This is a genomic window from Dyella terrae, from assembly GCF_004322705.1.
In the GTDB taxonomy this organism is placed as follows: domain Bacteria; phylum Pseudomonadota; class Gammaproteobacteria; order Xanthomonadales; family Rhodanobacteraceae; genus Dyella_D; species Dyella_D terrae.
In genome coordinates this window covers 119,725-142,990 of sequence record NZ_SIZZ01000003.1, presented here as the reverse complement: position 1 = coordinate 142,990, position 23,266 = coordinate 119,725, and the positions used below count along the sequence as shown (strand labels likewise).

Annotated in this window: 19 protein-coding genes; 14 read left to right on the top strand and 5 right to left on the bottom strand. The window is 65.6% G+C overall.

Annotated features, from left to right (window positions below):
- Positions 1 to 291: 291 nt before the first annotated feature.
- From EYV96_RS16120 to nagA, 4 genes are all read left to right on the top strand, one after another.
- Positions 292 to 1,581 carry a sugar MFS transporter gene (locus tag EYV96_RS16120; protein ID WP_131152601.1) on the top strand — a complete coding sequence of 430 codons (1,290 nt, stop codon included), beginning with the start codon at positions 292 to 294 and terminating at the stop codon, positions 1,579 to 1,581.
- Between the two features lie 95 nt (positions 1,582 to 1,676).
- Complete coding sequence (locus EYV96_RS16115) at positions 1,677 to 2,729, top strand: LacI family DNA-binding transcriptional regulator (protein ID WP_131152849.1); 1,053 nt, start codon at positions 1,677 to 1,679, stop codon at positions 2,727 to 2,729.
- 49 nt (positions 2,730 to 2,778) lie between these two features.
- On the top strand, positions 2,779 to 3,813 hold the full coding sequence (locus EYV96_RS16110; protein WP_131152600.1) for an SIS domain-containing protein: 1,035 nt from the start codon (positions 2,779 to 2,781) through the stop codon (positions 3,811 to 3,813).
- Positions 3,813 to 4,976, top strand: coding sequence for an N-acetylglucosamine-6-phosphate deacetylase (gene nagA, locus EYV96_RS16105; RefSeq protein ID WP_131152599.1), 1,164 nt, complete (start codon positions 3,813 to 3,815; stop codon positions 4,974 to 4,976). Before EYV96_RS16110 ends, nagA begins: the two co-directional genes overlap by 1 nt.
- A gap of 788 nt (positions 4,977 to 5,764) precedes the next feature.
- On the opposite strand, the gene EYV96_RS16100 is transcribed toward nagA, so the two are convergent.
- Positions 5,765 to 6,262 (bottom strand): phosphate-starvation-inducible PsiE family protein, encoded by a 498-nt coding sequence (locus EYV96_RS16100; protein ID WP_165488705.1) that lies wholly within the window; start codon positions 6,260 to 6,262, stop codon positions 5,765 to 5,767.
- A gap of 158 nt (positions 6,263 to 6,420) precedes the next feature.
- Between EYV96_RS16100 and EYV96_RS16095 the strand changes: the two genes are divergently transcribed.
- On the top strand, positions 6,421 to 8,430 hold the full coding sequence (locus EYV96_RS16095; RefSeq protein ID WP_131152597.1) for an alkaline phosphatase family protein: 2,010 nt from the start codon (positions 6,421 to 6,423) through the stop codon (positions 8,428 to 8,430).
- Between the two features lie 37 nt (positions 8,431 to 8,467).
- Here EYV96_RS16095 and EYV96_RS16090 read toward each other — a convergent pair whose 3' ends face one another.
- The 3 genes from EYV96_RS16090 to EYV96_RS16080 all read right to left on the bottom strand — a co-directional run bounded on the left by EYV96_RS16090 (position 8,468) and on the right by EYV96_RS16080 (position 12,126).
- On the bottom strand, positions 8,468 to 10,123 hold the full coding sequence (locus EYV96_RS16090; RefSeq protein ID WP_205746190.1) for an alpha/beta hydrolase: 1,656 nt from the start codon (positions 10,121 to 10,123) through the stop codon (positions 8,468 to 8,470).
- A gap of 73 nt (positions 10,124 to 10,196) precedes the next feature.
- A complete protein-coding gene (locus EYV96_RS16085; protein WP_131152596.1) occupies positions 10,197 to 10,379 on the bottom strand; it encodes a hypothetical protein in 183 nt (60 codons plus the stop codon).
- Between the two features lie 25 nt (positions 10,380 to 10,404).
- The gene (locus EYV96_RS16080) at positions 10,405 to 12,126 is read right to left on the bottom strand and encodes an LTA synthase family protein (protein ID WP_131152595.1); all 1,722 of its coding nucleotides are present in this window, start codon (positions 12,124 to 12,126) and stop codon (positions 10,405 to 10,407) included.
- Between the two features lie 197 nt (positions 12,127 to 12,323).
- On the opposite strand from EYV96_RS16080, the gene EYV96_RS16075 reads away from it, so the two are divergent.
- From EYV96_RS16075 to thrC, 5 genes are all read left to right on the top strand, one after another.
- Complete coding sequence (locus EYV96_RS16075; RefSeq protein ID WP_131152594.1) at positions 12,324 to 14,306, top strand: bifunctional 2',3'-cyclic-nucleotide 2'-phosphodiesterase/3'-nucleotidase; 1,983 nt, start codon at positions 12,324 to 12,326, stop codon at positions 14,304 to 14,306.
- A 143-nt stretch (positions 14,307 to 14,449) separates the two neighbouring features.
- Complete coding sequence (locus EYV96_RS18810; protein ID WP_165488704.1) at positions 14,450 to 14,602, top strand: hypothetical protein; 153 nt, start codon at positions 14,450 to 14,452, stop codon at positions 14,600 to 14,602.
- A gap of 149 nt (positions 14,603 to 14,751) precedes the next feature.
- Positions 14,752 to 15,834, top strand: a complete 1,083-nt coding sequence (locus EYV96_RS16070) for a homoserine dehydrogenase family protein (protein WP_131152847.1) — start codon at positions 14,752 to 14,754, stop codon at positions 15,832 to 15,834.
- A gap of 35 nt (positions 15,835 to 15,869) precedes the next feature.
- On the top strand, positions 15,870 to 16,826 hold the full coding sequence (locus tag EYV96_RS16065) for a homoserine kinase (protein WP_425478752.1): 957 nt from the start codon (positions 15,870 to 15,872) through the stop codon (positions 16,824 to 16,826).
- A complete protein-coding gene (gene thrC, locus EYV96_RS16060; protein WP_131152593.1) occupies positions 16,823 to 18,169 on the top strand; it encodes a threonine synthase in 1,347 nt (448 codons plus the stop codon). Before EYV96_RS16065 ends, thrC begins: the two co-directional genes overlap by 4 nt.
- Here the strand turns inward: thrC and EYV96_RS16055 are convergent.
- The gene (locus EYV96_RS16055; protein WP_131152592.1) at positions 18,166 to 18,741 is read right to left on the bottom strand and encodes a hydrolase; all 576 of its coding nucleotides are present in this window, start codon (positions 18,739 to 18,741) and stop codon (positions 18,166 to 18,168) included. The genes thrC and EYV96_RS16055 overlap by 4 nt on opposite strands.
- Before the next feature lie 256 nt (positions 18,742 to 18,997).
- On the opposite strand from EYV96_RS16055, the gene EYV96_RS18805 reads away from it, so the two are divergent.
- The 4 genes from EYV96_RS18805 (at position 18,998) to leuC (ending at position 23,222) form a co-directional block, all read left to right on the top strand.
- A complete protein-coding gene (locus EYV96_RS18805; RefSeq protein WP_165488703.1) occupies positions 18,998 to 19,135 on the top strand; it encodes a hypothetical protein in 138 nt (45 codons plus the stop codon).
- 111 nt (positions 19,136 to 19,246) lie between these two features.
- The gene (locus tag EYV96_RS16050; RefSeq protein ID WP_131152591.1) at positions 19,247 to 20,827 is read left to right on the top strand and encodes a 2-isopropylmalate synthase; all 1,581 of its coding nucleotides are present in this window, start codon (positions 19,247 to 19,249) and stop codon (positions 20,825 to 20,827) included.
- On the top strand, positions 20,824 to 21,813 hold the full coding sequence (locus EYV96_RS16045; protein ID WP_131152590.1) for a branched-chain amino acid transaminase: 990 nt from the start codon (positions 20,824 to 20,826) through the stop codon (positions 21,811 to 21,813). The genes EYV96_RS16050 and EYV96_RS16045 overlap by 4 nt, the downstream gene beginning before the upstream one ends.
- Positions 21,810 to 23,222, top strand: coding sequence for a 3-isopropylmalate dehydratase large subunit (leuC, locus tag EYV96_RS16040; RefSeq protein ID WP_131152589.1), 1,413 nt, complete (start codon positions 21,810 to 21,812; stop codon positions 23,220 to 23,222). Before EYV96_RS16045 ends, leuC begins: the two co-directional genes overlap by 4 nt.
- The last annotated feature ends 44 nt before the right edge of the window (positions 23,223 to 23,266 follow it).

Genomic DNA, 23,266 nt, shown 5'->3' with positions numbered 1-23,266 from the left:
GCGCAACAGGTCCGGGGGCGGTCGCAAGAACCTGCTCTTCTTAAGAGCCCGTGAAATCAGCGGGAATAAGGGTTTGCACGATTTTTGCCCGTACTGACAGGCGTTTGCGGCACCGCATCATGACTAGGCCATCGGTCACCCCGGGGCGGGACTGACCCGGCCGGGACTTTTTGTCCTGTGCGTCATGCCAATTGACAACGTTGCACGTTAGCGCCGATAAAACCTGCCTTGAGGGCGGCGCCACCGGAGTGCGGTGCGTGGCCGATGCGACACCACGGGGAGCCTATGTCCATGACGTCCACTTCGCTTGCCGCCGGCGAGCAGCAACATTCAAGCGTTTTGCCGATGCTGATCATCGGCGTGCTGTTTTTCATCTTCGGCTTCGTGACCTGGCTCAACGGCCCGCTGATCACCTTCGTCAAGCTCGCTTTCAACCTCAATGACGTCAACGCCTTCCTGGTGCCGATGGCGTTCTATCTTTCCTACTTCGTGCTGGCGCTACCTTCGTCCTGGGTGCTGCGCCGCACGGGCATGAAGAAGGGCATGGCGCTGGGCTTGTTCGTGATGGCCATCGGCGCGGTGCTGTTCGGCCAGTTCATCACGATGCGCATCTACTACGGCGGCCTCTTCGGGCTGTTCACGATCGGCGCGGGTCTTTCGCTGCTGCAGACGGCATCGAACCCGTATATCAGCATCCTTGGCCCGATCGACAGCGCCGCGCAGCGTATTGCCTTCATGGGCATCTGCAACAAGGTGGCGGGCGCACTCGCGCCGTATGCGTTCGGCGCACTGGTTTTGCAGGGCATCGATACCTTCGGCGAGAAAGTCAGCGCCGCACCGACGGCGGAAGCGCGCGAAGCACTGCTCACTGCCTTCGCCGCCAAGGTGCACATGCCGTACATGGTGATGGCCGCGCTGCTTGCTGCACTTGCCGTGTGGGTCGTGCGTTCGGCGCTGCCGGAAATCAAACCTGCCGGCGCCAACAGCGAGCATGAGATCGGCCACACCAAGGGCAGCATCTTCAGCTTCCCGCACCTGTGGCTGGGCGTGCTGTGCCTGTTCCTCTACGTTGGCGTTGAAGTGATGGCTGGCGATGCCATTGGCACCTACGGCCAGGGCCTTGGCCTGCCGCTGGATGCCACCAAGCATTTCACCTCGTACACGCTGTTCGCCATGCTGGCCGGCTACGTGGCAGGCCTGGCCCTGATCCCGAAGGTCATCTCCCAGCAGAGCTACCTGGCCGTCTCGGCCATCCTCGGCGTCGCCTTCACCATCGGCGCCTACGTCACCACCGGCTACACCTCGGTCGCCTTCGTCGCGGCGCTGGGCTTCGCCAACGCCATGATGTGGCCGGCGATTTTCCCGCTCGCGATCAAGGGCCTGGGTCGCCATACCGAGGCCGGTTCCGCACTGCTGATCATGGGTATCGTGGGTGGTGCGCTGGTGCCGCAGCTGTTCGTGCACCTCAAGGAGCACTTCAACTTCCAGCTGGTCTTCATGGCGCTGATGGTGCCCTGCTACCTGTACATCCTTTACTACGGCGTGGCCGGTCACAAGGTGGGTCAGCACCCCGAGCACTGAACGTCCCCGCGGAGCCATAAGGCCTTTATGGTTCCGCAACCTTCCCCTTGAGCGGCTGGGCTACGATGCCCACCCGTTCCCCGGAGTCAGCCGCGTTGCGCAACCCCACCATCAAAGACGTCGCCAAATGGTCCGGCGTCTCGCTGAAAACGGTCTCGCGTGTCATCAACCGCGAGGCCTCGGTGCGTACCGACACCCGCGAAAAGGTGGAGCGAGCGATCGAAGCGCTGGGTTACCAGCCCAATCCGTCGGCACGCGGCCTGCGCGCCACGCATGCCTATGCGATCGGGCTGGTCTACGACAACCCCAACGCGCACTACGTCATCAGCATGCAGGACGGCGTTCTGTCGGCGTGCCGCGAGCGCGGTTTCGGCCTGCAGATCCACCCCTGCGATTCGACCTCGGCGGGACTGGCCGATGAACTGGTCAGCCTGGTCGAGCGCAATCGTCTGGCCGGCCTCGTGCTGGCGCCGCCGATGTCCGAACAGGCGGAACTGGTGAAGACGTTGATGAAACACGACATCAAGTTCGTGCGCATCATTTCTTCGCGCGAAGATCCCCACGACGGCCTGCCCTGCGTCTACGTCGACGACCGCAGCGCCGCCTATGCGATCACTGAACACCTGATCCAGCTGGGCCATCGCCGCATCGGCTTCCTGTGGGGCGAACCGCACCATCGTTCGAGCCCCGAACGTTACCAGGGCTATGCGAACGCGTTGAAGGATTACGGCATCGCGCAGGACAAGAAGCTGGTGCTGCAGGGCCGCTATGCCTTCGACGACGGCTTCCGTGGTGCGCGCAAACTGCTCGCGCTGAAAGACCCGCCGACCGCCATCTTCGGCAGCAACGACGAAATCGCAGCGGGCGTGCTTGCCGCCGCGCGTTCCAGCGGCCTCGATGTGCCGTGGGATCTGTCGATCGCCGGCTTCGAAGACAGCCCCTTCTCCAAGCAGGCGTGGCCCGCGCTGACCACGGCGCGCCAGTCCACGTCCGAGATCGGTCGCCATGCGGCATTGCATCTGATGGCGGACCTGCAGAACGAAAACGGCGAAAGCGCGAACGCTTTGGCCAACGAATGTTTCATCCCCGAGCTGGTGGTACGCGGCTCCACCGCTCCACCGCAAAACAACTCCCCGCGCAAGACCTGACGACGGCCATCCGTCGCGGTCGCGCCACGCCTGTATCGAGATCGCCACCATGAAGCAAGCCAGTGACACCCTGATGTACCGCGAGGCCCAGGAGGCCGCCGAGGTCATCGAGCGCCAGCTCACCGCCAACGTCGGCGTGTTGAGCGCCCTGGGCGCCCACCTGCGCGCGCACCCGCCGCGCTTCATCGTCACCTGCGCTCGCGGCAGTTCCGATCATGCGGCGGCTTACGCCAAGTATGTTTTCGAAACGCGCCTTGGCCTGATCACCGCGTCGGCGTCGCCGTCGATCGCGTCGATCTACGATGCGGATCTCAAGCTGGACGGCGCGCTGTTTATCGCGATCTCGCAGTCGGGCAAGAGCCCGGACCTGCTGCGCAGCGCGCAAGCGGCGAAGGATGCTGGTGCGCTGGTCGTGGCGATGGTCAATGTCGAGGATTCGCCGCTGGCGGAACTGGCGCATACCGTCATTCCGCTGAAGGCGGGCCCTGAGCTCAGCGTTGCAGCGACCAAGAGCTATCTGGCCACGCTGGCCGCGACGCTGCAGCTGGCCGCCCACTGGGGCAACGACGATGCGCTGCATGAGGCCGTTCGCCGCCTTCCCGACGATCTGCGTCGCGGCTGGGACGCCGACTGGTCCGCGCTGAGCGAAGGCCTGAAGCAGACCAGCAATCTTTTCGTGGTGGGTCGTGGCTACGGTTTTGGCGCGGCGCTGGAAGCAGCGCTCAAGCTGAAGGAAACCTGCGGCCTGCATGCGGAAGCATTCAGTGCCGCGGAAGTGAAGCACGGCCCTATGGCGCTGGTCGGCGAAGGCTTCCCGGTGCTGTTCTTCGCGCAGGACGATGGCACGCTGGACAACACGCTTTCCGTCGCACGCGAGTTCCGCGCACGCGGTGCGCACGTGTGGGTGGCCGCACCGGGCATCGAAGGCGAAGGCGTGCTGCCACTGCCCTCGGGCATCGAGCCGATCGTGACGCCGCTGCTGGCGGTGCAGAGTTTCTATCGCGCGGCCAGCGCGCTCGCGCTGTCGCGTGGCTTCGATCCGGATGTACCGCCGCATCTGCGCAAGGTGACGGAGACGATGTGATGAACACAGCAGCCCAGCCCCTCCTGGCGCTCGTCAACGGCCGCGTGATGGCCGACCACGGCCTGCAGGACGATCTCGTCGTGCTGGTTCGCGGCGAGCGCATTGAAGCCATCGTGCCGCGCGGCGACGAACGCATCGCGCAGGCAAAGCCGCACGACCTCCAGGGTCGCCTGCTGTTGCCAGGCTTCATCGACGTGCAGGTCAATGGCGGTGGCGGGCTGCTTTTCAACGATGCGCCGACGGTCGACACCTTGCGCGGCATTGCCGCCGCGCATCGCAAGTTCGGCACGACGGGCATGCTGCCGACGCTGATCACCGACACGTTCGATGTGATGCACAAGGCGCTGCAAGCTGTGGACGCGGCCATTGCCGAAGGCGTGCCGGGCATCCTCGGCATCCATATCGAAGGACCGTTCCTGGCGACGGCGCGCAAGGGCATCCACAACGCGGATCTCTTCCGCGTGCCCGATGCCAACGACATTGCCGAACTCGCCGCGAAACATCGCGGCGTGGTGATGCTGACGCTGGCGCCCGAGCGTGTGCCGCATGAGGTCATCACTCGTCTGGCTGAAGCCGGCGTCGTCGTGGTTGCCGGACATACCGCGGCCGATTACGACACGACGCGTTCGGCACTGAATGCCGGCGTACGAGGTTTCACCCACCTCTATAACGCCATGACGCCATTGGGTTCACGCGACCCGGGCGTGGTCGGCGCCGCCATGGACGACCCGCACAGCTGGTGCGGTCTGATCGTCGATCTCCACCATGTGCATCCGGCCAGCCTGCGTATTGCCATTGCGGCCAAGGCGCAGGGCAAGAGCGTGCTGGTGACTGACGCGATGCCGCCGGTGGGGTCGGAGAACCCGACGTATGTGCTGAACGGCCAGACCATCACGGCGCGCGATGGCATCTGCCAGAGTGATGCGGGCGTGTTGGCCGGTTCCGCGCTGGACATGGCGACGGGTGTGCGCAATCTCGTCGACCATGTGGGCGTGACGCTGGCCGAAGCATCGCGCATGGCCAGTGCGTATCCGGCCGCGTGGATCGGGCTGGAGTCGTCGCACGGACGCATCGTTGCCGGGCAGCGGGCGGATTTTGCGGTGCTCGATGCCGGGTTGGTGGTGCAGGAGACGTGGGTGGGTGGGGTTCGGTACGGGGTGTAACTCTTTCTGTACTCCGTCGTCATTCCGGCGCAAGTGTGCGGACCGGGGATATGGATCACAGGTGTGCCAGGACATCGTGGGCACTTCTACTCCGGGTCACGCAGGTCCTTAGCGGCGATTCAAAGATGGTGGGAGTAGAGGTCGCGCGCTTTGGTCTTGCCGTCCCGTGGCTGGCGGGCACGTGGCGACCACACACGGTTGTCGCCTCACACTCTCACGTCGTCATGCCGGCGAAAGCCGGCATCCAGGGGCGGCCACGCTCATCTGTGCGATACCGCGACCGGGCCGCTTACGCAGCGGGCGTTTCGACCTGGCTGCCGCCGGCCGAGGCCCAAAATAAAAGTAACCCAAAGAAAATGGCCTGAGAGCGGGGGTGCGCTCGCGTTAGATGCGTGTCTCACGGGATGCGCAGGCTCAAGTCATCACCGGTGGGGCCAACTAACGTCCGATTGCTTGCTATCCGCCCCACCGCCGAAAGCGGGGTGGAGAACGATCGAACGTGGGCATCGAAGGGGTGAGCGCAGCGAATAATCCATGGGCGACCACGCACGGTTTGTACACCGCATCCCAAAAACACCGTCATGCCTGCGCAGGCAGGCACCCAGTGACGACCTCACACGGTTGTCGCCCTACCCTCTCACGTCGTCATGCCGGCGAAAGCCGGCATCCAGGGGCGATCACGCTCATCTGTGCGATCCCGCGAACGGGCCGCTGCGATCGCGGTGTTAGCCAGGGCTGCGGTTGGTACACGCAGCAAGGAATGTCGAAGACGGTGACGCAGCGCATTTTCAAACGTCTTCGTTCCCGCCCCTCCCCCTGAAGAACTTCGACCGCCGGTCCGACGTCAGCCGCACCACGAAGTAGCAAACCCCCAGCGAAAACACCAACACCCCCAGGCCGATCAGCCTGGGCCCATCCAGCTCATGCGGATTGAGCTCCACAATGTGACGACCCAACGCGATCAGCGCGATGATCACCACCACTTCCAGCCGCACGTAATGGCTTTGCAGATACGCGCGCACGGTTTCGATCAGTTCCAGGCCGATCAGCGTCAGCAGCACGCCCGAGAAGGCGTTCTGCAGGCGCGTCTGGAGCATGGGTACGTCGTGGATCGTGCCGGTCTGTTCCCACACGGCACGACCCAGCAGATAGATCAGGGACAGCACGCCGATCAACACCAGCAGCATGAGCAGCATCTGGATGGCTGAAAGGATCCAGTGCTCGAACGTGGCCACCGGACGCTTGCCGGGCCATAGGTGCTCGTGCTCGTTGGACGGTTTGTTCATGGCCGGCGCTCTGGGGTCCACCCAAGCGTGAGCGACCGCAGGAAGCTTCGCCACCGTAGATTTGCCTAAGGGGGCTAAGTAGTCCTGCGTGTCCGACACCAAACTGCAACACGCCGTGCCCAGCATGGACGGCTTCGCCATCGCCCCAAGGTCCGCGCATGCTTCGCCCGCTGCTTCGCTACCTCGCCCTGGCGCTCCTGGCCCTCTCGCCGCTGGGGGCCCACGCCGCTCCGCATCCGCGCGTGATCGTGTTCGTGTGGGACGGCATGCGACCGGACGCAGTAAGCGCGGAAGACACGCCCAACCTCCTGGCGTTGGCGAAGCGTGGGACCTGGTTCGACGACAACCACTCCACGTACCCGACCTTCACCATGGCGAACGCTTCGACATTTGCCACCGGCGCGTTCCCCGGTCCGCTGGGCTTTTATGGCAATCGCTTCTGGGCCACGCCACAGGCGGGCATGAAGACACCGCCGTCGACGCGCGGCACCGGCGGTGACGACATTTCGCTGCGCAATCCGGTCTACACCGAAGACGACATGGTGCTGCGTGCGCTCGACAAGGCCACCAGCGGCGAACTGCTGGAACTGCCGACGCTGTTCATGGCGGCGCAGCGTGCAGGACTGAAGACCGCGGCCGTCGGCAAGTCTGGCGCCGCTTTCCTGCAGAATCGCCAACTAGGCAATGACGCCAATCCCGATCGCGATGGCGTGCTGCTGGACGAGAAGATCGTGCTGCCGCTGTCCTTCGCGAAGGAGCTTCAGCAAGCCGGCTATCCGCTGCCCAGGACCGCGCCAAACGTCTACACCGAAGGCGTGCTCGCACTGCGCGAAGACAACGGCGGCCCCACTGATCGGCCCAAGCCGGCGTTGCTCAAGGACAACGCCACCAGCGATGCCACCGCCGGTGCGGACACGCCGCCGACCGCCGCCAACGCCTGGATGATGAAGGCCTACCTCGAAGAAATTCTGCCGCGCCATCGTCCTGATTTGAGCGTCGTGTGGCTGCGCAATCCCGATACCACGCAGCACATCTACGGGGTCGGCTCGCCCGAGTTCCACCTCGCCCTGCAGGCGCAGGACGCCCTGCTCGGTCAGCTCGAAGCCAAGCTGAAGGAGCTGGGGATGGCCGAGGACACCAACATCATCGTGGTGTCCGACCACGGCCACAGCAACATTGCCGGTCCACGCGAACTGTTTCCGCTTCGCCAGATCAACGACGGTCGGGTCACCGGCATCGACAATGACTGGGGCTACTCCGTCTCCGGCGGCGTGCGCATGGCGCATGAGATGACGCGCGACGGGCTCATCGCGTTCGACGGCCAGGGCTGCGTCTATGCGCCGGTGATGAGCGGCCTTCGCGCCGATGGTTCGCAACTGATGCCAACCCGCTATGACGACGACGGCCGCATCTGCGGCAAGCCGGGCCCGTACACGTGGCCGGCCTATCCGGTACCGGAACAGCTCCCGAGGAACGCCTTCGTGCTCGCGCCCAATGGCGGCACCGAATACTTCTACCAGCCGGAACACAACGCCGAGCTGGTCAAGCGCGCGGTGCGCTTCCTGCAGTCGCGCGAGTACGTCGCCACCGTTTTCGTGGCAAAGCGTTACGGCGCGTTGCCGGGTACGCTGCCTGCCGAGCAAGTGCATCTGGAGCATCCCGGCCGCGGCCCGGACATCATCGTCAGCTACGCCTGGGACGCGGATGCGGCCATCCAGGGCTTCCGCGGAACGGAATACTCGACCGTGTTCCCGGAGCTTCCGAGCGAACGCGGCGAGCATGGCAGCTTCAGTCCGATCGACGTTCACAACACGCTGCTGGCTGCCGGCCCGGGTTTTCGCACGGGTTTCAAAGACACCCTGCCCAGCGGCAACGTCGACGTCGCCCCCACCGTCGCCGCCCTGCTCGGACTCGCCCTGCCCAGGGCGCAGGGTCGCGTGCTGCACGAATCACTGACCGGCGCACTTGGCCGCCCGGTAGAGAGCTACACGACGACGCCATCGGCTCTGCGCCCCACGCAAGTGGCCAGCGGACTGGAAACAGTTCGCATCGACGGCAGCAAGGCGAAGCCGACGAACTTCAGCTTCGTGGTGCAACTCAAACAACTGCGCAATGCGGACGGCGCCACCTGGACCTACTTCGACCAGGCATCGGCGGAGCGACACTGAATCAGTCGTCGACCGGATCGAGCTGGAGCGACGACGGCTACAGCGCGTGATCGCCCGCGGCTTGCGTCAATCGACGCTTCAGGCGCGCGATGGTTTCGGGCGAGTCGTCATGTCGGTCGAGCAGAACCGCCCATGCATCGACATAACTGGCCGGTGCGTAGGCATGTCCATGCCCTTCGGGCGAGTTGATCGCAGCGGGCATGTCGAAGACAAGCTGGATACCGGTGACCAGCGGGAACCAGCGCATCGCGGGCGACACTTCGGGACCGCGTGGTGCATCGAGCCAGTCCGGGCGATGCAGGAAGTAGCGATGACTGTAGAAGGCGATGGCATCCGTGGCGTATTGCAGGTACGCGATGCGCGCATGACCTGCCGCGCTTTCGCCACGCAGAGGCTCTTGCCCCACAAAGCGCACGAGAGTGCCGTCGCCATAGGTCGGCAGCCACGCGGGCGAGCCCGGGTTACGGTGCGCGGTGAACCACTGCCACAACTCACTCGGGAAGGGCGGACCGCTCCACATCGCGCCATCGAAGGGATCGCCCAGCAACGTCAGCCATTCCGTCGAGCGCTCGGAGTTCATCGCGCCCAGGCTCAGTCCATGCAGATAGAGCCGGGGGCGTCGGTCATGCGGCAGCTCATGCCAGTAGCCATAGATCGCGCGGAACAGTTCGCGCGAGGTCTCGGCGCCGTATTCGGGTTCCGTCAGCAGCGACAAGGGGCTGGAAAGGTAGGAGTACTGCACGGTGACGCTGGCGACGTCGCCGCGCATCAGGTACTCCACGCTGTCGACCGCGCCGGGGTCGATCCACCCGCTGCCAGTGGGCGTCATCACGATCAGTGCCGCGCGATTGAAGGCATGTGCCTGCTTGAGCTGATCAAGCGCGAGCGCGGCACGCGCCCGGGCCGTTTCCGCCGAACGCAGGCCGACGTAGACGCGGATGGGCGCCTTGGCATCTGCGCCGTAAAAGTCGGCGATCTGTGCTGCCGTCGGTCCGGTGGCCAGGAAGTCACGTCCGCGACGGCCGATGTCTTTCCATTGCGTCGCGGTCAGGTACCCGCGCGTGCGCTCGGGCAAGGCGGCCAGCAAGGTGTGCTCGTCAACGAGCTCGTCGTACTGGCGATAGGACGAGTCAGCCGCCTTTAGCCACAGTCGGAAGAACACGCCATTGCCGATCGACCAGAACAGCGCCAGCGTCAAGGCAATGCTCAGCAGCAGCGCCACGCGACGCGGCAGGAACCGCCGCGTGCGCAGGTCGACCCAGCGCAGCACGAAGGCGAACAAGCGCCCCAGCATAAGCAGGATCACGAAAAGCACCACGGCCAGCAGGCAGGCCATGGGCGCGAAGAAGCGCGACTCGGATTCCATCCCCATGCGCAGCCGGATCGAATCCTGCCAGGCCGCTGCCTGCCACAGCGCCAGCATCACCAGCGCGATGCATACCACGGTGCCCACCAGCCACAGCGCCCTGGCGAGATGGCCACGCCACCACGGCAACTCCAGGAAGTTCCAGATCCATCGGACCAGGTTGCCAAGCAGGTAACCCGCGATGGCGCACGAGGCGCTGACCAGTCCCTGCGCCCACCAGGCGCGCGGCACCAGCGACGGCGTGAACGATGCGGCGAACATCAGCGCGGCCAGCAACAGGCCGAACCCGGACAGTGACTGCAGGAATCGCAACAGCCTGGTGTTCACGCGCCCCCTTCGATCCCCAATGATCGGCAGGCGACACCCTACCGGGTGAGCGTCGTGAAGGAGTGAAAAGCGCTCAGTCGCAGAGCAGGGGAAGCGCCGGATCGATGACCTTGCGCAGGCACTGCGTGTGCACGTGGAAATGCTGCACGGTGGTCTCGCCAACCCAGCCCTTGCCTTCGGGTCGCAGGCTGACCTTCAGCGGGTCGTCCTGCGTCTTCTCTATGCCCTTGGCGCAAATACCGCAAACTACTTTCATATCCCCTTCCCCCGGTGCACGACGATCAAGGGTCGTACACGTGCAGATGATTGAACGTCCAGGCGTGATAGGACTTCACCAGGTCCTGGTCGATGCAATCGCTGTACAGGCCATGGCAGCGCGTGCGCAGTTCCATCGCCGCCGAAAAATACGGGTCCATCGGCAGGCCGGCCGACTGCAGCACCATGTTCGGAAGGTGCGCGATGTCGAGCATCGGATAGCTCGGCATGCGCCGGTCTTTCACGTTGCTCTTGATCATGTAGTACGTGAGGTAGTGCTTGTACGGCACCAGCGCCGGCGGCAGCGTGCGCGGCATGTCGCGGATCAGGCCGCCGAAGCTCGGCTGGTGATCACCGAAGTGCACGATGACGGTCGGCTCCGGACGATCCAGGAAGTGCTTTTCCAGCTCGCCCATCGCCACGTCGGAGTTGTGCAGGTTCGAGAGGTACGTATTGAAGTTCAGCGCGGGCTTGGCCGGCAGGTCTTTCAGCAAGCCACGGTTGAACGGCGCCGGCAGCGAGGACAGCGGGTCGGTGTCGTGCGGGCCATGCTGCGCGAGCGTGAGGATCATCATGAAGACTGGCTGGCCGGGCTTCTTCACCTTGTCATAGATGCGGCGCGCGGCGTCGAACATCTGCGTGTCGGTTTCTTCCCATTCCTCCAGGCCCAGTTCCTTGGCATCGTAGAACTGATCAAAGCCGTAGGCCTTGTAGGCGTTGCGACCGTTGAGGAACGCGCCGTTGGTGGGATAGATCGCGACCGTGAGGTAACCCAGGCGCTGCAGCTGCTGCGGCAGCGCATCGCGCACGTGCGGCGCCAGCACGTAGGGCGCGTACATGCCGCCGGTGCCGAAGATGTCCTGCGGCATGCCGGTGAGCGCGGCGAATTCGCTCACCCAGGTACCGCCGCCGAACGTGTGCACGCGCATCGGTCCGGTCGACACGGTGTACTTGTCGGCCTTGAACATCTGCACGCGGCACTGCGGGATGTTGCACTGGACGTAGTTGGACGGATCGAAGGTGCTTTCTTCCAGCACCTGGATGATGTCGGGGTAGGCCGTGCTGGCCGCGGCACCAGGCAAGCCCTGTGCCGTCGCGCTCCATTCCTGTTCGGCCATGGCATCGGAGGTCATCGGCGGCAGCACGATGTCCGAGTCGCGGAAATTGACGAAGAAGTTGGTCAGCTGGGCGTCGTCGGACAGCTTGTCCCACACGTCCTTGGCGTGGACGCTGGAGAACGGGCCCACGGGCAGCAGGCACGCCCAGAACGCCAGCGCGCAGACGGCCATCCCGCCCAGGCGCATCAGCCATGATTTGCCGCGCGGATGGCCGGCCAGGATGCGGCGGTCACCGCGCCAGACCAGCCACAGCATCAGCGGCACCAGGATGACGATGCCCAGGGTCAGCTCGAACAGGTGCGGATAGTGCGCCAGCGTCTCGACCAGGCTTGAGCGCAGGTAGTAGACGAAGTCCGACGGCATCAGCGGCGAGTCGAGGTAGCGCAGCTTCATCACCGACATGAAGCTCAGCGCCAGGAACAGGCCGCCGCTGACCACCAGGGCCGTGGCGATGCGGGCAAAGGCGAACAGCAGCACGCCGAAGGCGCACAGCATCAGGGCCAGGATGAAGGCCTGCTGCTGGAATACCGGCTCCTGGCCAGCCGTGGCGCGGACGCATCCGGCGAAAAAGAGCGTTGCGCACAGCCACGCCGCGCTGTTCCGCGTGAAGCGAAACTTGTTTCGTTGCATGTTGCGCGAGGCCCCCTGTCCGGCCAGTCTGTCATTCGGGCGCAATTTTACGGTCTGCAAACCGTAACAGACAGAACCGGAGGTAACGGTCAAACGCCCGCCCCATCAGGATTCAGCCGCCGTTTGCCCGCCGGGCGCCCCGTTTGGTCATCACAATCTGCTAGGTTGCCCGGTCAAACTGCTCCAGAGACGCTTCCATGACCCCTCGCCTGCTCCCTCTTGCCGCCCTGACCGCCGCTCTGCTGGCCGGGTGCGCCAGCCAGACGTTCAAGCCCGGCAAGCTCCCGGAAGGCGCCCGCGCCGACGTGGCAATCCTGGAAACGACCGACGTCCATGCCAACGTCCTGAGCTACGACTATTACAAGCTCAAGGCGGACCCGACGGTGGGCTACGAGCGCACCGCCACCCTGATCCGCCAGGCCCGCCAGGAATTTCCCAATACCTTCCTGTTCGACAGCGGCGACACCATTCAGGGCACGGTTCTGGCCGACTACCAGGCCCAGGTGAAGCCGATCGGCTGCGACGAGGAACTGGCGATCTACAAGGCCATGAACGCGGTCGGCTACGACGGCGGCACCGCCGGCAACCACGAATTCAACTACGGCCTGTCCTTCCTGTCACAGGTCACCGGCACCCCCATGAACGTGGATGGCGGCCGCACCGAGAAGTGCGCCGGCCCGCATTTCCCGCTGGTGCTGGCGAACGTGTTCAGCGCCCGCGACGGCGCGCCGATCTTCAAGCCCTGGGCCGTGGTCGAAAAGAACATCGACGCCTACACCCCCGACGGCAGCAAGATGAGCGTGCCGCTCAAGGTCGGCATCATCGGCTTCACCCCGCCGCCGATCCTGGAGTGGGACAAGCAGAACCTGCAGGGCAAGGTCACCGTGATGGGGGTAATGGAAGCGGCGAAGAAGTACCTGCCGGAGCTTCAGGCCCAGCACCCTGACCTGATCGTCGCCGTCCTGCACGGCGGCCTCAACACCAACCCGTACAACCAGGACATGGAGAACGGCGGCTGGTACCTCGCCGGCGTGCCGGGCATCGACGTGCTGCTGCTCGGCCATTCGCACACCGAGTTCCCGGGGCCGCGCTACAAGGGCATGAAGGACGTCGACGCCGACCGCGGTTTCGTGCGCGGCACGCCCGCCGTCATGGCCGGCTTCTTCGGCAAGGACCTGGGCGTCATCAAGCTGGCGCTGGCCCGCAAGGGCGACAAGTGGGTGATCGACAAGTCCGATACGCACAGCGAAGTGCGCCCGATCTGCCCGCAGAAGAACCAGTGCGTCGAGCCGGACAAGTCCATCGCCCCGCTGGTCGCCAAGGCGCACCAGGCCGCGCTGGCGCATGTGAACACGCCGATCGGCGAGAGCCGCGTGCACATGACCAGCTACTTCACCGACGAAGGCAACATGACGGCACTGGCCGCGGTGAACGCCGCCCAGCGCGCCTACGTGCAGGAAGAACTGCCCCGCCTGCATCCGGAACTGGCCAACGTGCCGGTAGTGTCCGCCGCCGCGGCCTTCCGCACCGGTTTCGGCGGCCCGGATGACTACACCGACGTGCCGGCCGGCCCGCTCAGCCTGCGCAGCGCCGCCGACTTGTACTTCTATCCGAACACCCTCGCCGCCGTGAAAACCGACGGCGCCGGCATGAAGGCGTGGCTGGAAAAATCCGCCGAACGCTTCAACCAGATCGACCCTTCGCGCACGGATGAACAGCAGCTCATCAACGACCGCATGCCCGGCTACAACTTCGACCAGCTGCAGGGCGACATCGACTACGTCATCGATGTGACCAAGCCGGTCGGCGAGCGCATCACCTCGCTGCGCTGGAAAGGCAAGCCGGTCGATCCGAAACAGCCCTTCATCATCGTCACCAACAACTATCGCGCGAGCGGCGGCGGCAACTTCCCGGGCCTGGACGGCAGCAACGTGGTGCTCGCTGCGCCGGACGGCACCCGCGAGATCCTGGCCAAGTGGATCGAGTTCAACAAGGAACTCACCACGAAAAACCTGCCCGCCGCTTCCTGGCATTTCGCGCCGGTGAAGACGAAGGGGCTGGTGGTGTTCAAGGGGGCTGCGGGGAAGCAGGCGGTGGGCGCAGCCGCTGGCGTAAAGAACGTGAGGCAGCTCAAGGACCACGGCGACGGCACCGCCACGTATGCCTTGGAGCTGCGGTAAACGGTGAACTGTCAACGGTAAAGGGTAAAAGCGAGCCTCCCCCGACCTGAGCCGCTTCTACCCTTCTCCGTTCACCGTTCCTCCGTTAACCGTTTCACCTGTACCTGTTGACGCACCGCATCAACGCTCGTATGTTCAAGACCATGTCGCCCCTGAGCCCGCTCACCGCCATGCTTTCGAACCCGGTCATCACCGGGCGTGAGCTGGCGCGCCTCGGCGCCATGTCCCACTCCGCCACGACGATTACCACCGGTACCGGTACCACCGGCTACGGGTGGGTGTCCGCGCGCGAGTAATCACACACGCCACGGCCCCGCCCTCGATGAGGCGGGCCGGCACACACCGAACCGCCAGCGAGACGGGGTCCCATCCGGAGACCACCGTGAACGCTATCGCCCCACAACTCGAACACCCCAAACATCCCCTGCATGCCCGGGCGCTGCCGATGTCCACTTCCCGCCGCCGTACGCTGGCCGTGGGTCTGATTGGCCCTGGTCGCGTCGGCAGCGCCCTGCTCACTCAACTGCGTGCGGCGCAGACACGCCTGGCCACCGCCGGGCTGGAACTGAAGGTGTGCGGCGTCGCCGCCAGCAAGCGCATGTGGCTCGATTGCGACGATCCTGATCTGAATTACCGCTGCGATCGCGCGCAGATCTGGCGTCCCACCGACCTGGCGCAATTCGCCGAGCACGTGCTCGGACAGGACCGCCATGCCCTGCTGATCGACTGCAGCGCCAACGACGACGTGGCCTCCCATTACGCCGAATGGCTGGCCATGGGCGTGCACGTGGTTACCCCGAACAAGCTTGCCGGCAGCGGCTCGCTGCAGCGCTGGGAAGCCATCCGCGCCGCGTGTTGCGAAGGCGTCCGGTTTCGCTACGAAGCCACGGTGTGTGCCGGCCTGCCCGTGGTGCAGACGCTGCGCGACCTGCTCGATACCGGCGACGAATTGCTTGCCGTCGACGGCATGTTCTCCGGCACGCTGGCGTGGCTGTGCAACCGCTTCGACGGCAGCCAGCCGTTTTCCGCGCTGGTGCGCGAGGCGCACGAGCTGGGCTACACCGAGCCCGATCCGCGCGATGACTTGTCGGGCATGGATGTCGCGCGCAAGCTGGTGATCCTCGCACGCGAAGCGGGCTGGGCCTTGTCGCTGGGCGAGGTGGAAGTGCAGAGCCTCGTACCGCCGTCGCTGGCTGCGCTTTCAGCCGAAGATTTCATGCAGTACATGGATGAGCTGGATTCGCCCATGGCCGGCCTGCTTGCCCGCGCACGTGCCGAAGGCGGCGTGCTGCGCCATGTCGCCAGCCTCGACCGCCACGGCAAGGCGCGCGTACAACTGGCCATCCTGCCCGCGTCCCACCCTTTCGCGCACACGCGCCTGACCGATAACGTGGTGCAATTCACCACGCGCCGATACCACGATAATCCGCTGCTGGTGCAGGGCCCCGGCGCCGGCCCCGACGTCACGGCAGCCGGCGTGTTCGGCGACCTGCTGCGCATCGCCGAGTCGCTGGAGGTGCGCGCATGAATGCCCGACTTTTGAATGCTCCCCTGGTGGAATCGATGCCCAAAGCTCCACAACGCGCCCTCAGCGCCGAAGCCCTTTCTCCCGCCAGCGTGGGCAATGTCGGCGTGGGTTTCGACATTCTCGGGCACAGCGTGGCCGGTGCCGGTGATCGCGCGCAGGTCCGGCGCATCGACGAACCGGTTGTGCGCATCGCGGCCATCACCGGGTGTGTGCAGGAGCTGCCGCTGGATCCGGCCCGCAACACCGCCGGCATGGCGCTGATGGCTCTGCGCAAGGCGCTGGGCCTCCGCCACGGTTTCGAGCTCGAACTGCACAAGGGCATTGCGCTGGGTTCGGGCATGGGCGGATCGGCGTCGTCCTGTGTCGCCGCGCTGGTGGCCGCCAATGCCCTGCTCGATCGACCGCTGAATCCCGAATCGCTTTACGACTTCGCGCTGGAAGGCGAAGCCGTCGCCAGCGGCGGCCGTCATGGCGACAACGTGGGTCCGATGCTGCTCGGCGGTCTCGTGCTGGCCACGCGCGACCGGCTGGTGCGCGTGCCGGTGCCGGCGTCGTGGCACTGCGCCCTGGTCCACCCGCACATGGTGCTGGAGACGCGCAAGGCGCGCGAAGCCCTCGCCGGCGATTACCGCCTGGGCGAGTTCGTGGCGCAGAGTGCGAATCTCGCGCTGGTGCTTGCCGGATGCTTCCGCGGTGACGCCGGCCTCGTGCGCGAAGGGCTCGACGACGTGCTGGTGGAACCCCGCCGCGCACCCTTGATTCCGGGCTTCACGCGCGTGAAGCAGGCGGCCATGGATCATCACGCGCTCGGCGCGAGCATTTCGGGTGCCGGCCCCAGCGTGTTCGGCTGGTTCGAGGATCGTGAAGCAGCCATGGCCGCCGCCTCTGCGATGGCCTCGGCCTTCAGCGACGCCGGGCTGGACAGCGATACGCTCGTGTCCCCGATCCATGGACCGGCAGCTGCCCTGCTGCCCTCGGAGACCCTCGCATGAGCGAGCCCCTGCTTTACCACAGCACGCGCGGTGCACGGCACGGCGCGAGCATCGAGGAAGTCATTACCGCGGGCCTGGCGCCCGACGGCGGCCTGTACGTTCCCGAGGCACTGCCGCGGCTTGCCAAGGCTGACTTCGCTTTGGACGCGCGCCTCGCCGATACCGCCGAGCGCCTGCTGAAACCGTTCTTCCGCGGGCATGCGCTGGCCGAGGCGCTGCCGTCGATCTGCCGCGAAGCCTTCGATTTCGAAGCCCCGTTGCGCGCGCTGCCGCAGCATCCGGGCGCGAGCATGCTGGAGCTGTTCCACGGCCCCAGTGCTGCGTTCAAGGACTTCGGCGCCCGCTTTCTCGCCAGCTGCTTCCGGCATCTGCGCAAGGACCACGCGCGACCGCTGACCATTCTTGTCGCCACCTCGGGCGATACCGGTGCCGCCGTGGCGGCCGCGTTCCATCGCCAGCCGGGCGTGCAGGTGGTGATCCTGTACCCCGATGGGTTGGTGTCACCCCGCCAGGCACACCAGCTCGGTTGCTTCGGAGAGAACGTGCACGCCCTGCGCGTGGCCGGTCGTTTCGACGACTGCCAGCGCATGGTCAAGGCGGCGCTCAACGACGCGGCGCTCCAGGCGCAACGTCCGCTATCGTCGGCTAACAGCATCAGTCTGGGTCGTCTTCTTCCGCAAATGTCGTACTACGCGCATGCGTCGCTGGCGTGGGAACGCGAGCACGGCAAGCCGCTGAATTTCATCGTCCCGACGGGGAACCTGGGCAATGCGCTGGCCGCGCTCTGGGCTCGCGAGATGGGTTTGCCGATCGGCCAAGTTGAGCTCGCCTGTAATGCCAACCCCACGCTGCCCGACTATTTCGACGGCGGGACGTACACCCCTCGTGCCGCCATCGCGACCCTGGCCAATGCCATGGACGTGGGCGCCCCGAGCAACTTCGAGCGGCTGCACTGGACCTTCCCGCACGATGAGGAGCTTCGCCAGGCGACGACGGCGCACAGCGTCGACGACCCGACGATTCGCGCCACGGTTCGCCATCACGCACACATGCACGGCGAGATATTCTGCCCGCACACGGCCACCGCCATGCACCGGCTGGACCAGTTGCCGGACGGGGCGGACGGATGGGCCGTGGTGTCCACGGCGCATCCGGCCAAGTTTGAAACCGTGATCGAGCCACTGATCGGACAGGCCGTGCCGGTTCCGGCTGCACTGGCCCGCATGCTCGACCGGTCGGCGTTTGCCGAACCGATCGAGGCCACGGACGAGGCATTGCGGCGCTGGCTGCTGACCGGCGAAGTGGCCGGGGGCGAGCACCGCGAAAGCGCCTGGGCGAGTTAGGCCAGGGCTTCAAGCACCTGGGCGGTGCTCCGCACCCGGCTGATGCGCGGGAAAATATGGTCGACCGCGAACTGGTGTTGTTCGGCGTTGGCGGCGCTCATGGCGTCCTCCACCAGCACCTGCTCGAAGCCCATCTCCCAGGCCGTGCGCGCGGTCGACTCGACGCCGATGTTGGTCGACACGCCGCCCATCACGAGGGTGCGCACGCCACGACGACGCAGCTGCAGCTCCAGCTCGGTGCCGTAGAACGCGCCCCACTGGTGCTTGATCACCTGGATGTCCGATTCGGCCACGCCGAGCTCGGGCGGGAAGTCCCACCACTGCGGCGGCAGGCCGCCGGCGGGGAACTGAGTGGGGCGGTCGACCGGTTGCCGCAGCGCATCAGCGAAATCCTGGGCGTAGCCGACCCGGACCAGAATCACCGGTGCGCCTACTTCGCGAAAGCGCGCGGCGAGCTTGCCGGCACGCTGGAAGACTTCCTGCGCGGTGTGCGGGCCACCGGCGTACGCAGTGATGCCCATCTGCAGATCGATCAGCACCAGGGCGGTCGAGCGGGGGTCGAGCTTGTCCATCGGGGGCCTCCAGAGCGTTGAAAACGCTCAATTATGGGCTTCTGGCAGGGTCCATGGCCCGTGAAACATTCTTCATGCACAAAAGGTTCTAAGCCCTCTTCGCGCGCCCTCGCGTACGCGCGCGCGAAGAGGTGCCTGCTTTGACGTCGACGCATTCAGCCATCTGGACGTCCAAATGTGATCGGCCAAAACTTTTTCTCATAATTTCACAAGAAACTGTTGACACGCCACTCGGGGAGCCTTTAGGGTCGGTTGCATGTCGCAGCGCACCAACCACTTCAGCACCACCGAAAAGATTCGACCGCCGTCGAATCGCGGCCTGCTGCGACTTCGCAACAACCTCCTTCTTGCCCTTGTACTCGTACTCCTTATTACCAACGGAGGTGCGGGCTGAGGGCGTGTGTCCAGGTAAAGCAAAAATCACCTGAATACGACCAAAGAACCCCGCACCGAACAGGATGCGGGGTTTTTTTATGCCCTCGGCAACGCACCCGCGGAGCCGAACATGAAAAACCCGGAACAGCACGGCAGCGATAACTCCAGCGAAGATCGCGTACGCATCTTCGACACCACGCTTCGCGATGGCGAACAGGCACCGGGCTTCGCCATGGACCGACGCGCCAAACTGCGCATGGCCCACATGCTCGAGGCGCTGGGCGTCGACGTGCTGGAGGCGGGTTTTCCGCAGGCATCGCCGGATGACTTTGCTGCAGTGGCCGAGATTGCGCGCACGCTCACCGTCCCCACCGTGTGCGCACTCGCCCGCTGCCAGCAAGGCGATATCGAAACCGCCGGGCGCGCACTGGAGCGGGCCCGCCATTCGCGCATCCACGTGTTCCTGTCCACCAGCCCGCTGCATCGCGAACACAAGCTGGGCATGAGCAAGGCCCAGGTGCTGGACACCGCCGTCGCCGCCGTCGAACGTGCACGCGGCCTTTGCCACGAAGTCGAATTTTCCGCCGAAGACGCGCTGCGCACCGAGCCGGAATTTCTCGCGGAGGTGTTCAGCGCTGCGGTTGCCGCCGGTGCCACCACGCTGAATGCACCGGACACCGTCGGCTACACCACGCCAGCGGAAATGGAGCAGCTCTTCGCCTATCTGCGCCAGCACGTGAAGGGCGCCGAGCGCGTGATCTTCTCCACGCATTGCCACGATGACTTAGGCATGGCGGTCGCCAACAGCCTGGCCGCGGTGAAAGCAGGGGCGCGCCAGGTGGAATGCACCATCAACGGCATCGGTGAGCGCGCGGGCAACGCATCACTGGAAGAAATCGTCATGGCATTGCGCGTGCGTGAGCCGTACTTCCAGACCGGCACGCGCATCGACTCGCGCAAGCTGTATCCGGCCTCGCGCCTGCTGACCCAACTCACCGGCCAGGCCGTGCCACGCAACAAGGCCATCGTAGGCGACAACGCCTTCGCGCACGAGTCGGGCATCCACCAGCACGGCATGCTCAAGCACCGCGGCACCTACGAAATCATGCATCCGCAGGACGTGGGCATTGGCGAAACGCGCCTGGTGCTGGGCAAGCATTCCGGCCGCCACGCCTTGCGTCAGCGCCTGCAGGCCCTGGGCCACCAGCCCGAAGATGCCGCGATGGACGACATCTTCGCGCGCTTCAAGGCACTGGCCGACAAGAAGCGCGAGATCCACGACGAAGACCTCGAAGCCATCGCGCTGGGCCAGGATCCGGAAGCCGCCGGCCCATGGCACATCGTGCAACTGCACGCCAATTCGCACTGGGGCGGCAGCGCGTCGGCCACGGTGAAAATGGTGCATGACGATGGCCGCGAGATTGGCGAAGCGGCGATTGGCGATGGCCCGGTCGATGCCGTGTTGCGCGCCATGGAACGCGCCACCGGCACCTCGCTGGAGCTGACCGAGTTCCACATCCGCGCCGTCAGCGAAGGCGGGGATGCGCAAGGCCAGGCCGCGCTCACCGCTCGTCACGCCAAGCGCGACTGGAGCGGCCACGGCGTCAGCACCGACATCGTCGAAGCCACCGCACTCGCCGCGCTGGGCATCGTCAATCGCATTGAACGACTGGCGCCTTCGGCGTCCGTCTCGCAAGGAGCCGCCGCATGACTACGCCCTTCCTGTGGCACAACGGCCACATCAAACCCTGGACCGAAGCCACCGTCCACGTCAGCACGCATGCGCTGCATTACGGTTCCTCGGTCTTCGAAGGCGAGCGCGTGTACGCGACGCCGCAAGGCCCCGCCTATTTTCGCCTCGCCGACCACACGCGCCGCCTGTTCGAATCCGCGCGCGTGTACGAAATCGACATCGGCTACACCGAAGATGAGATCAACGCCGCCTGCCTCGACGTGATCCGTGCCAATCGCATGGGCTCGGCCTATGTGCGCCCCATCGTGTTCCGCGGCGCCGGCGGCCTGGGCGTGCTGCCCAAGGCGGGCGATCCGGTGGACGTCGCGATCATGGCGCTGGAGTGGGGCGCCTATCACGGCGACGCACGCGAGCACGGCGCCGACGTCTGCGTGTCGTCGTGGCAACGCCCCGCACCGAACACCGTGCCGAGCTGGGCCAAAGCGGGCGGCAATTATCTCAGCAGCCAGCTGATCGGCCTCGAAGCGCGTCGCGGCGGTTACGCCGAAGGCATCGCGCTCGGCCATAACGGACTGCTGAGCGAAGGTGCTGGTGAGAATGTCTTCATCGTCAAGCAAGGCAAGTTGCTAACACCGCCCACCAGCGCGGGCATCCTTGCCGGCATCACCCGCGACACCGTGATGACGCTGGCAGACGATCTCGGCATCAAGGTCGAGGAACGCGATCTGCCGCGCGAAGCGCTCTATACCGCTGACGAAGTTTTCATGACCGGCACCGCCGCAGAGATCACGCCGGTGCGCTCGGTCGATCGCAAGGCCGTCGGCGGCGGCAAGCCCGGTCCGGTCACGCGCGCCCTGCAGGACGCCTTCTTTGGCTTGTTCGACGGACGCACCGACGATCGCTGGGGCTGGCTCAGCGCCATCGACGCGGGTGAGAACCAGGGCGCCTCGACCTTCCACGGCCGCGCCATCGCACAAACCGCTTCGATCGGAGCCACCGCATGACCCCCCGCACGCTGTTCGAAAAGATCTGGGACGCCCACGTCGTCGCCGCCGAAACCGACGACACGCCAGCCGTCCTCTACATCGACCTGCACCTCGTCCACGAGGTCACCTCGCCGCAAGCTTTCAGCGAGTTGCGCGATCGTGGCCTGAAGCTGCGCCGCCCCGATCGCATGCTCGCCACGCTCGATCATTCGACGCCGACCTTGCCGGCCAATGCGCAGGGCGAACGCCCTTACGCCAATGACGAGGCGAAAGCCCAGGTCGCGCAGCTGGAAACCAACTGCCGTGAGTTCGGCGTGGAACTGCATGGCTGGGACAGCAGCGATCGCGGCATCGTGCATGTGATCGGCCCGGAACTGGGCGCCACGCAACCGGGCATGACCATCGTCTGTGGCGACAGCCACACTTCCACTCACGGCGCTTTCGGCGCGCTGGCCTTCGGCATCGGCACGACGGAAGTCGGCCACGTAATGGCGACGCAGTGCCTGCTGCAACGCAAGCCGAAAACCCTGGCGATCCATGTCGACGGGCAGCTGCCGGCGGGCGTGGGAGCGAAAGACCTGATCCTGCACATCATCGGCAGCATCGGCGTCGACGGCGGCACCGGTTACGTCATCGAATATCGTGGCGCAGCCGTCGAAGCCTTGTCGATGGAAGAACGCATGACGGTGTGCAACATGTCGATCGAAGCCGGCGCGCGCGCCGGCCTGATCGCGCCCGACCATGTCACCTTCGACTGGCTCAAGGGACGTGACCGCGCGCCGAAGGGTGCAGCGTGGGATGCCGCCGTCACCCGGTGGCGCACGCTGCATACGGATGCCGGTGCCAGCTTCGATCGCGAAGTGCACATCGACGCCAGCAGGATCCGCCCGACGGTCACCTACGGAACCCACCCGGGCATGGCCATCGCCATCGACGCGCCGGTCCCCGCCGCACAGTCCGCGCTCGATGCACGCGCGCTGGCCTATATGCAGGCGCAGCCGGGCAAGGCCATGCAGGGCACGCCGGTCGACGTGGTTTTCGTCGGCAGCTGCACCAACTCGCGCCTTTCCGACCTGCGCGAAGCAGCCCACATCCTGCGTGGCCGTCGCGTGGCGCAGGGCGTGCGCATGCTGGTGGTGCCGGGCTCCGAAGCCGTGCGTCGCGAGGCGGAGCACGAAGGCCTGCATCACGTGTTTGCCGACGCTGGCGCCGAATGGCGCGTGCCGGGTTGCTCGATGTGCATTGCCATGAACGGCGACCTGGCGCAGCCGGGCCAGCTGGTGGTGAGTACCTCCAACCGCAATTTCGAAGGTCGCCAGGGCAAGGGCGCGCGCACGGTGCTGGCCAGTCCCGCGACGGCGGCCGCGTCCGCGATCGCCGGGCGGATTGCCGATCCGCGCGAATACCTGGCGGAGGTGGCGGCATGAACGCGCGCACTTCATTCCTGCCGTCCTGCTGTTGTTCTTCGGAG

Coding starts and splice junctions, on each gene's coding strand:
- EYV96_RS16120 (WP_131152601.1), top strand. CDS start 292: ATGACGTCCACTTCGCTTGCCGCCGGCGAGCAGCAACATTCAAGCGTT.
- EYV96_RS16110 (WP_131152600.1), top strand. CDS start 2,779: ATGAAGCAAGCCAGTGACACCCTGATGTACCGCGAGGCCCAGGAGGCC.
- nagA (WP_131152599.1), top strand. CDS start 3,813: ATGAACACAGCAGCCCAGCCCCTCCTGGCGCTCGTCAACGGCCGCGTG.
- EYV96_RS16100 (WP_165488705.1), bottom strand. CDS start 6,262: ATGAACAAACCGTCCAACGAGCACGAGCACCTATGGCCCGGCAAGCGT.
- EYV96_RS16095 (WP_131152597.1), top strand. CDS start 6,421: ATGCTTCGCCCGCTGCTTCGCTACCTCGCCCTGGCGCTCCTGGCCCTC.
- EYV96_RS16085 (WP_131152596.1), bottom strand. CDS start 10,379: ATGAAAGTAGTTTGCGGTATTTGCGCCAAGGGCATAGAGAAGACGCAG.
- EYV96_RS16080 (WP_131152595.1), bottom strand. CDS start 12,126: ATGCAACGAAACAAGTTTCGCTTCACGCGGAACAGCGCGGCGTGGCTG.
- EYV96_RS16075 (WP_131152594.1), top strand. CDS start 12,324: ATGACCCCTCGCCTGCTCCCTCTTGCCGCCCTGACCGCCGCTCTGCTG.
- EYV96_RS18810 (WP_165488704.1), top strand. CDS start 14,450: ATGTCGCCCCTGAGCCCGCTCACCGCCATGCTTTCGAACCCGGTCATC.
- EYV96_RS16070 (WP_131152847.1), top strand. CDS start 14,752: ATGTCCACTTCCCGCCGCCGTACGCTGGCCGTGGGTCTGATTGGCCCT.
- EYV96_RS16065 (WP_425478752.1), top strand. CDS start 15,870: ATGCCCAAAGCTCCACAACGCGCCCTCAGCGCCGAAGCCCTTTCTCCC.
- thrC (WP_131152593.1), top strand. CDS start 16,823: ATGAGCGAGCCCCTGCTTTACCACAGCACGCGCGGTGCACGGCACGGC.
- EYV96_RS16055 (WP_131152592.1), bottom strand. CDS start 18,741: ATGGACAAGCTCGACCCCCGCTCGACCGCCCTGGTGCTGATCGATCTG.
- EYV96_RS18805 (WP_165488703.1), top strand. CDS start 18,998: ATGTCGCAGCGCACCAACCACTTCAGCACCACCGAAAAGATTCGACCG.
- EYV96_RS16050 (WP_131152591.1), top strand. CDS start 19,247: ATGAAAAACCCGGAACAGCACGGCAGCGATAACTCCAGCGAAGATCGC.
- EYV96_RS16045 (WP_131152590.1), top strand. CDS start 20,824: ATGACTACGCCCTTCCTGTGGCACAACGGCCACATCAAACCCTGGACC.
- leuC (WP_131152589.1), top strand. CDS start 21,810: ATGACCCCCCGCACGCTGTTCGAAAAGATCTGGGACGCCCACGTCGTC.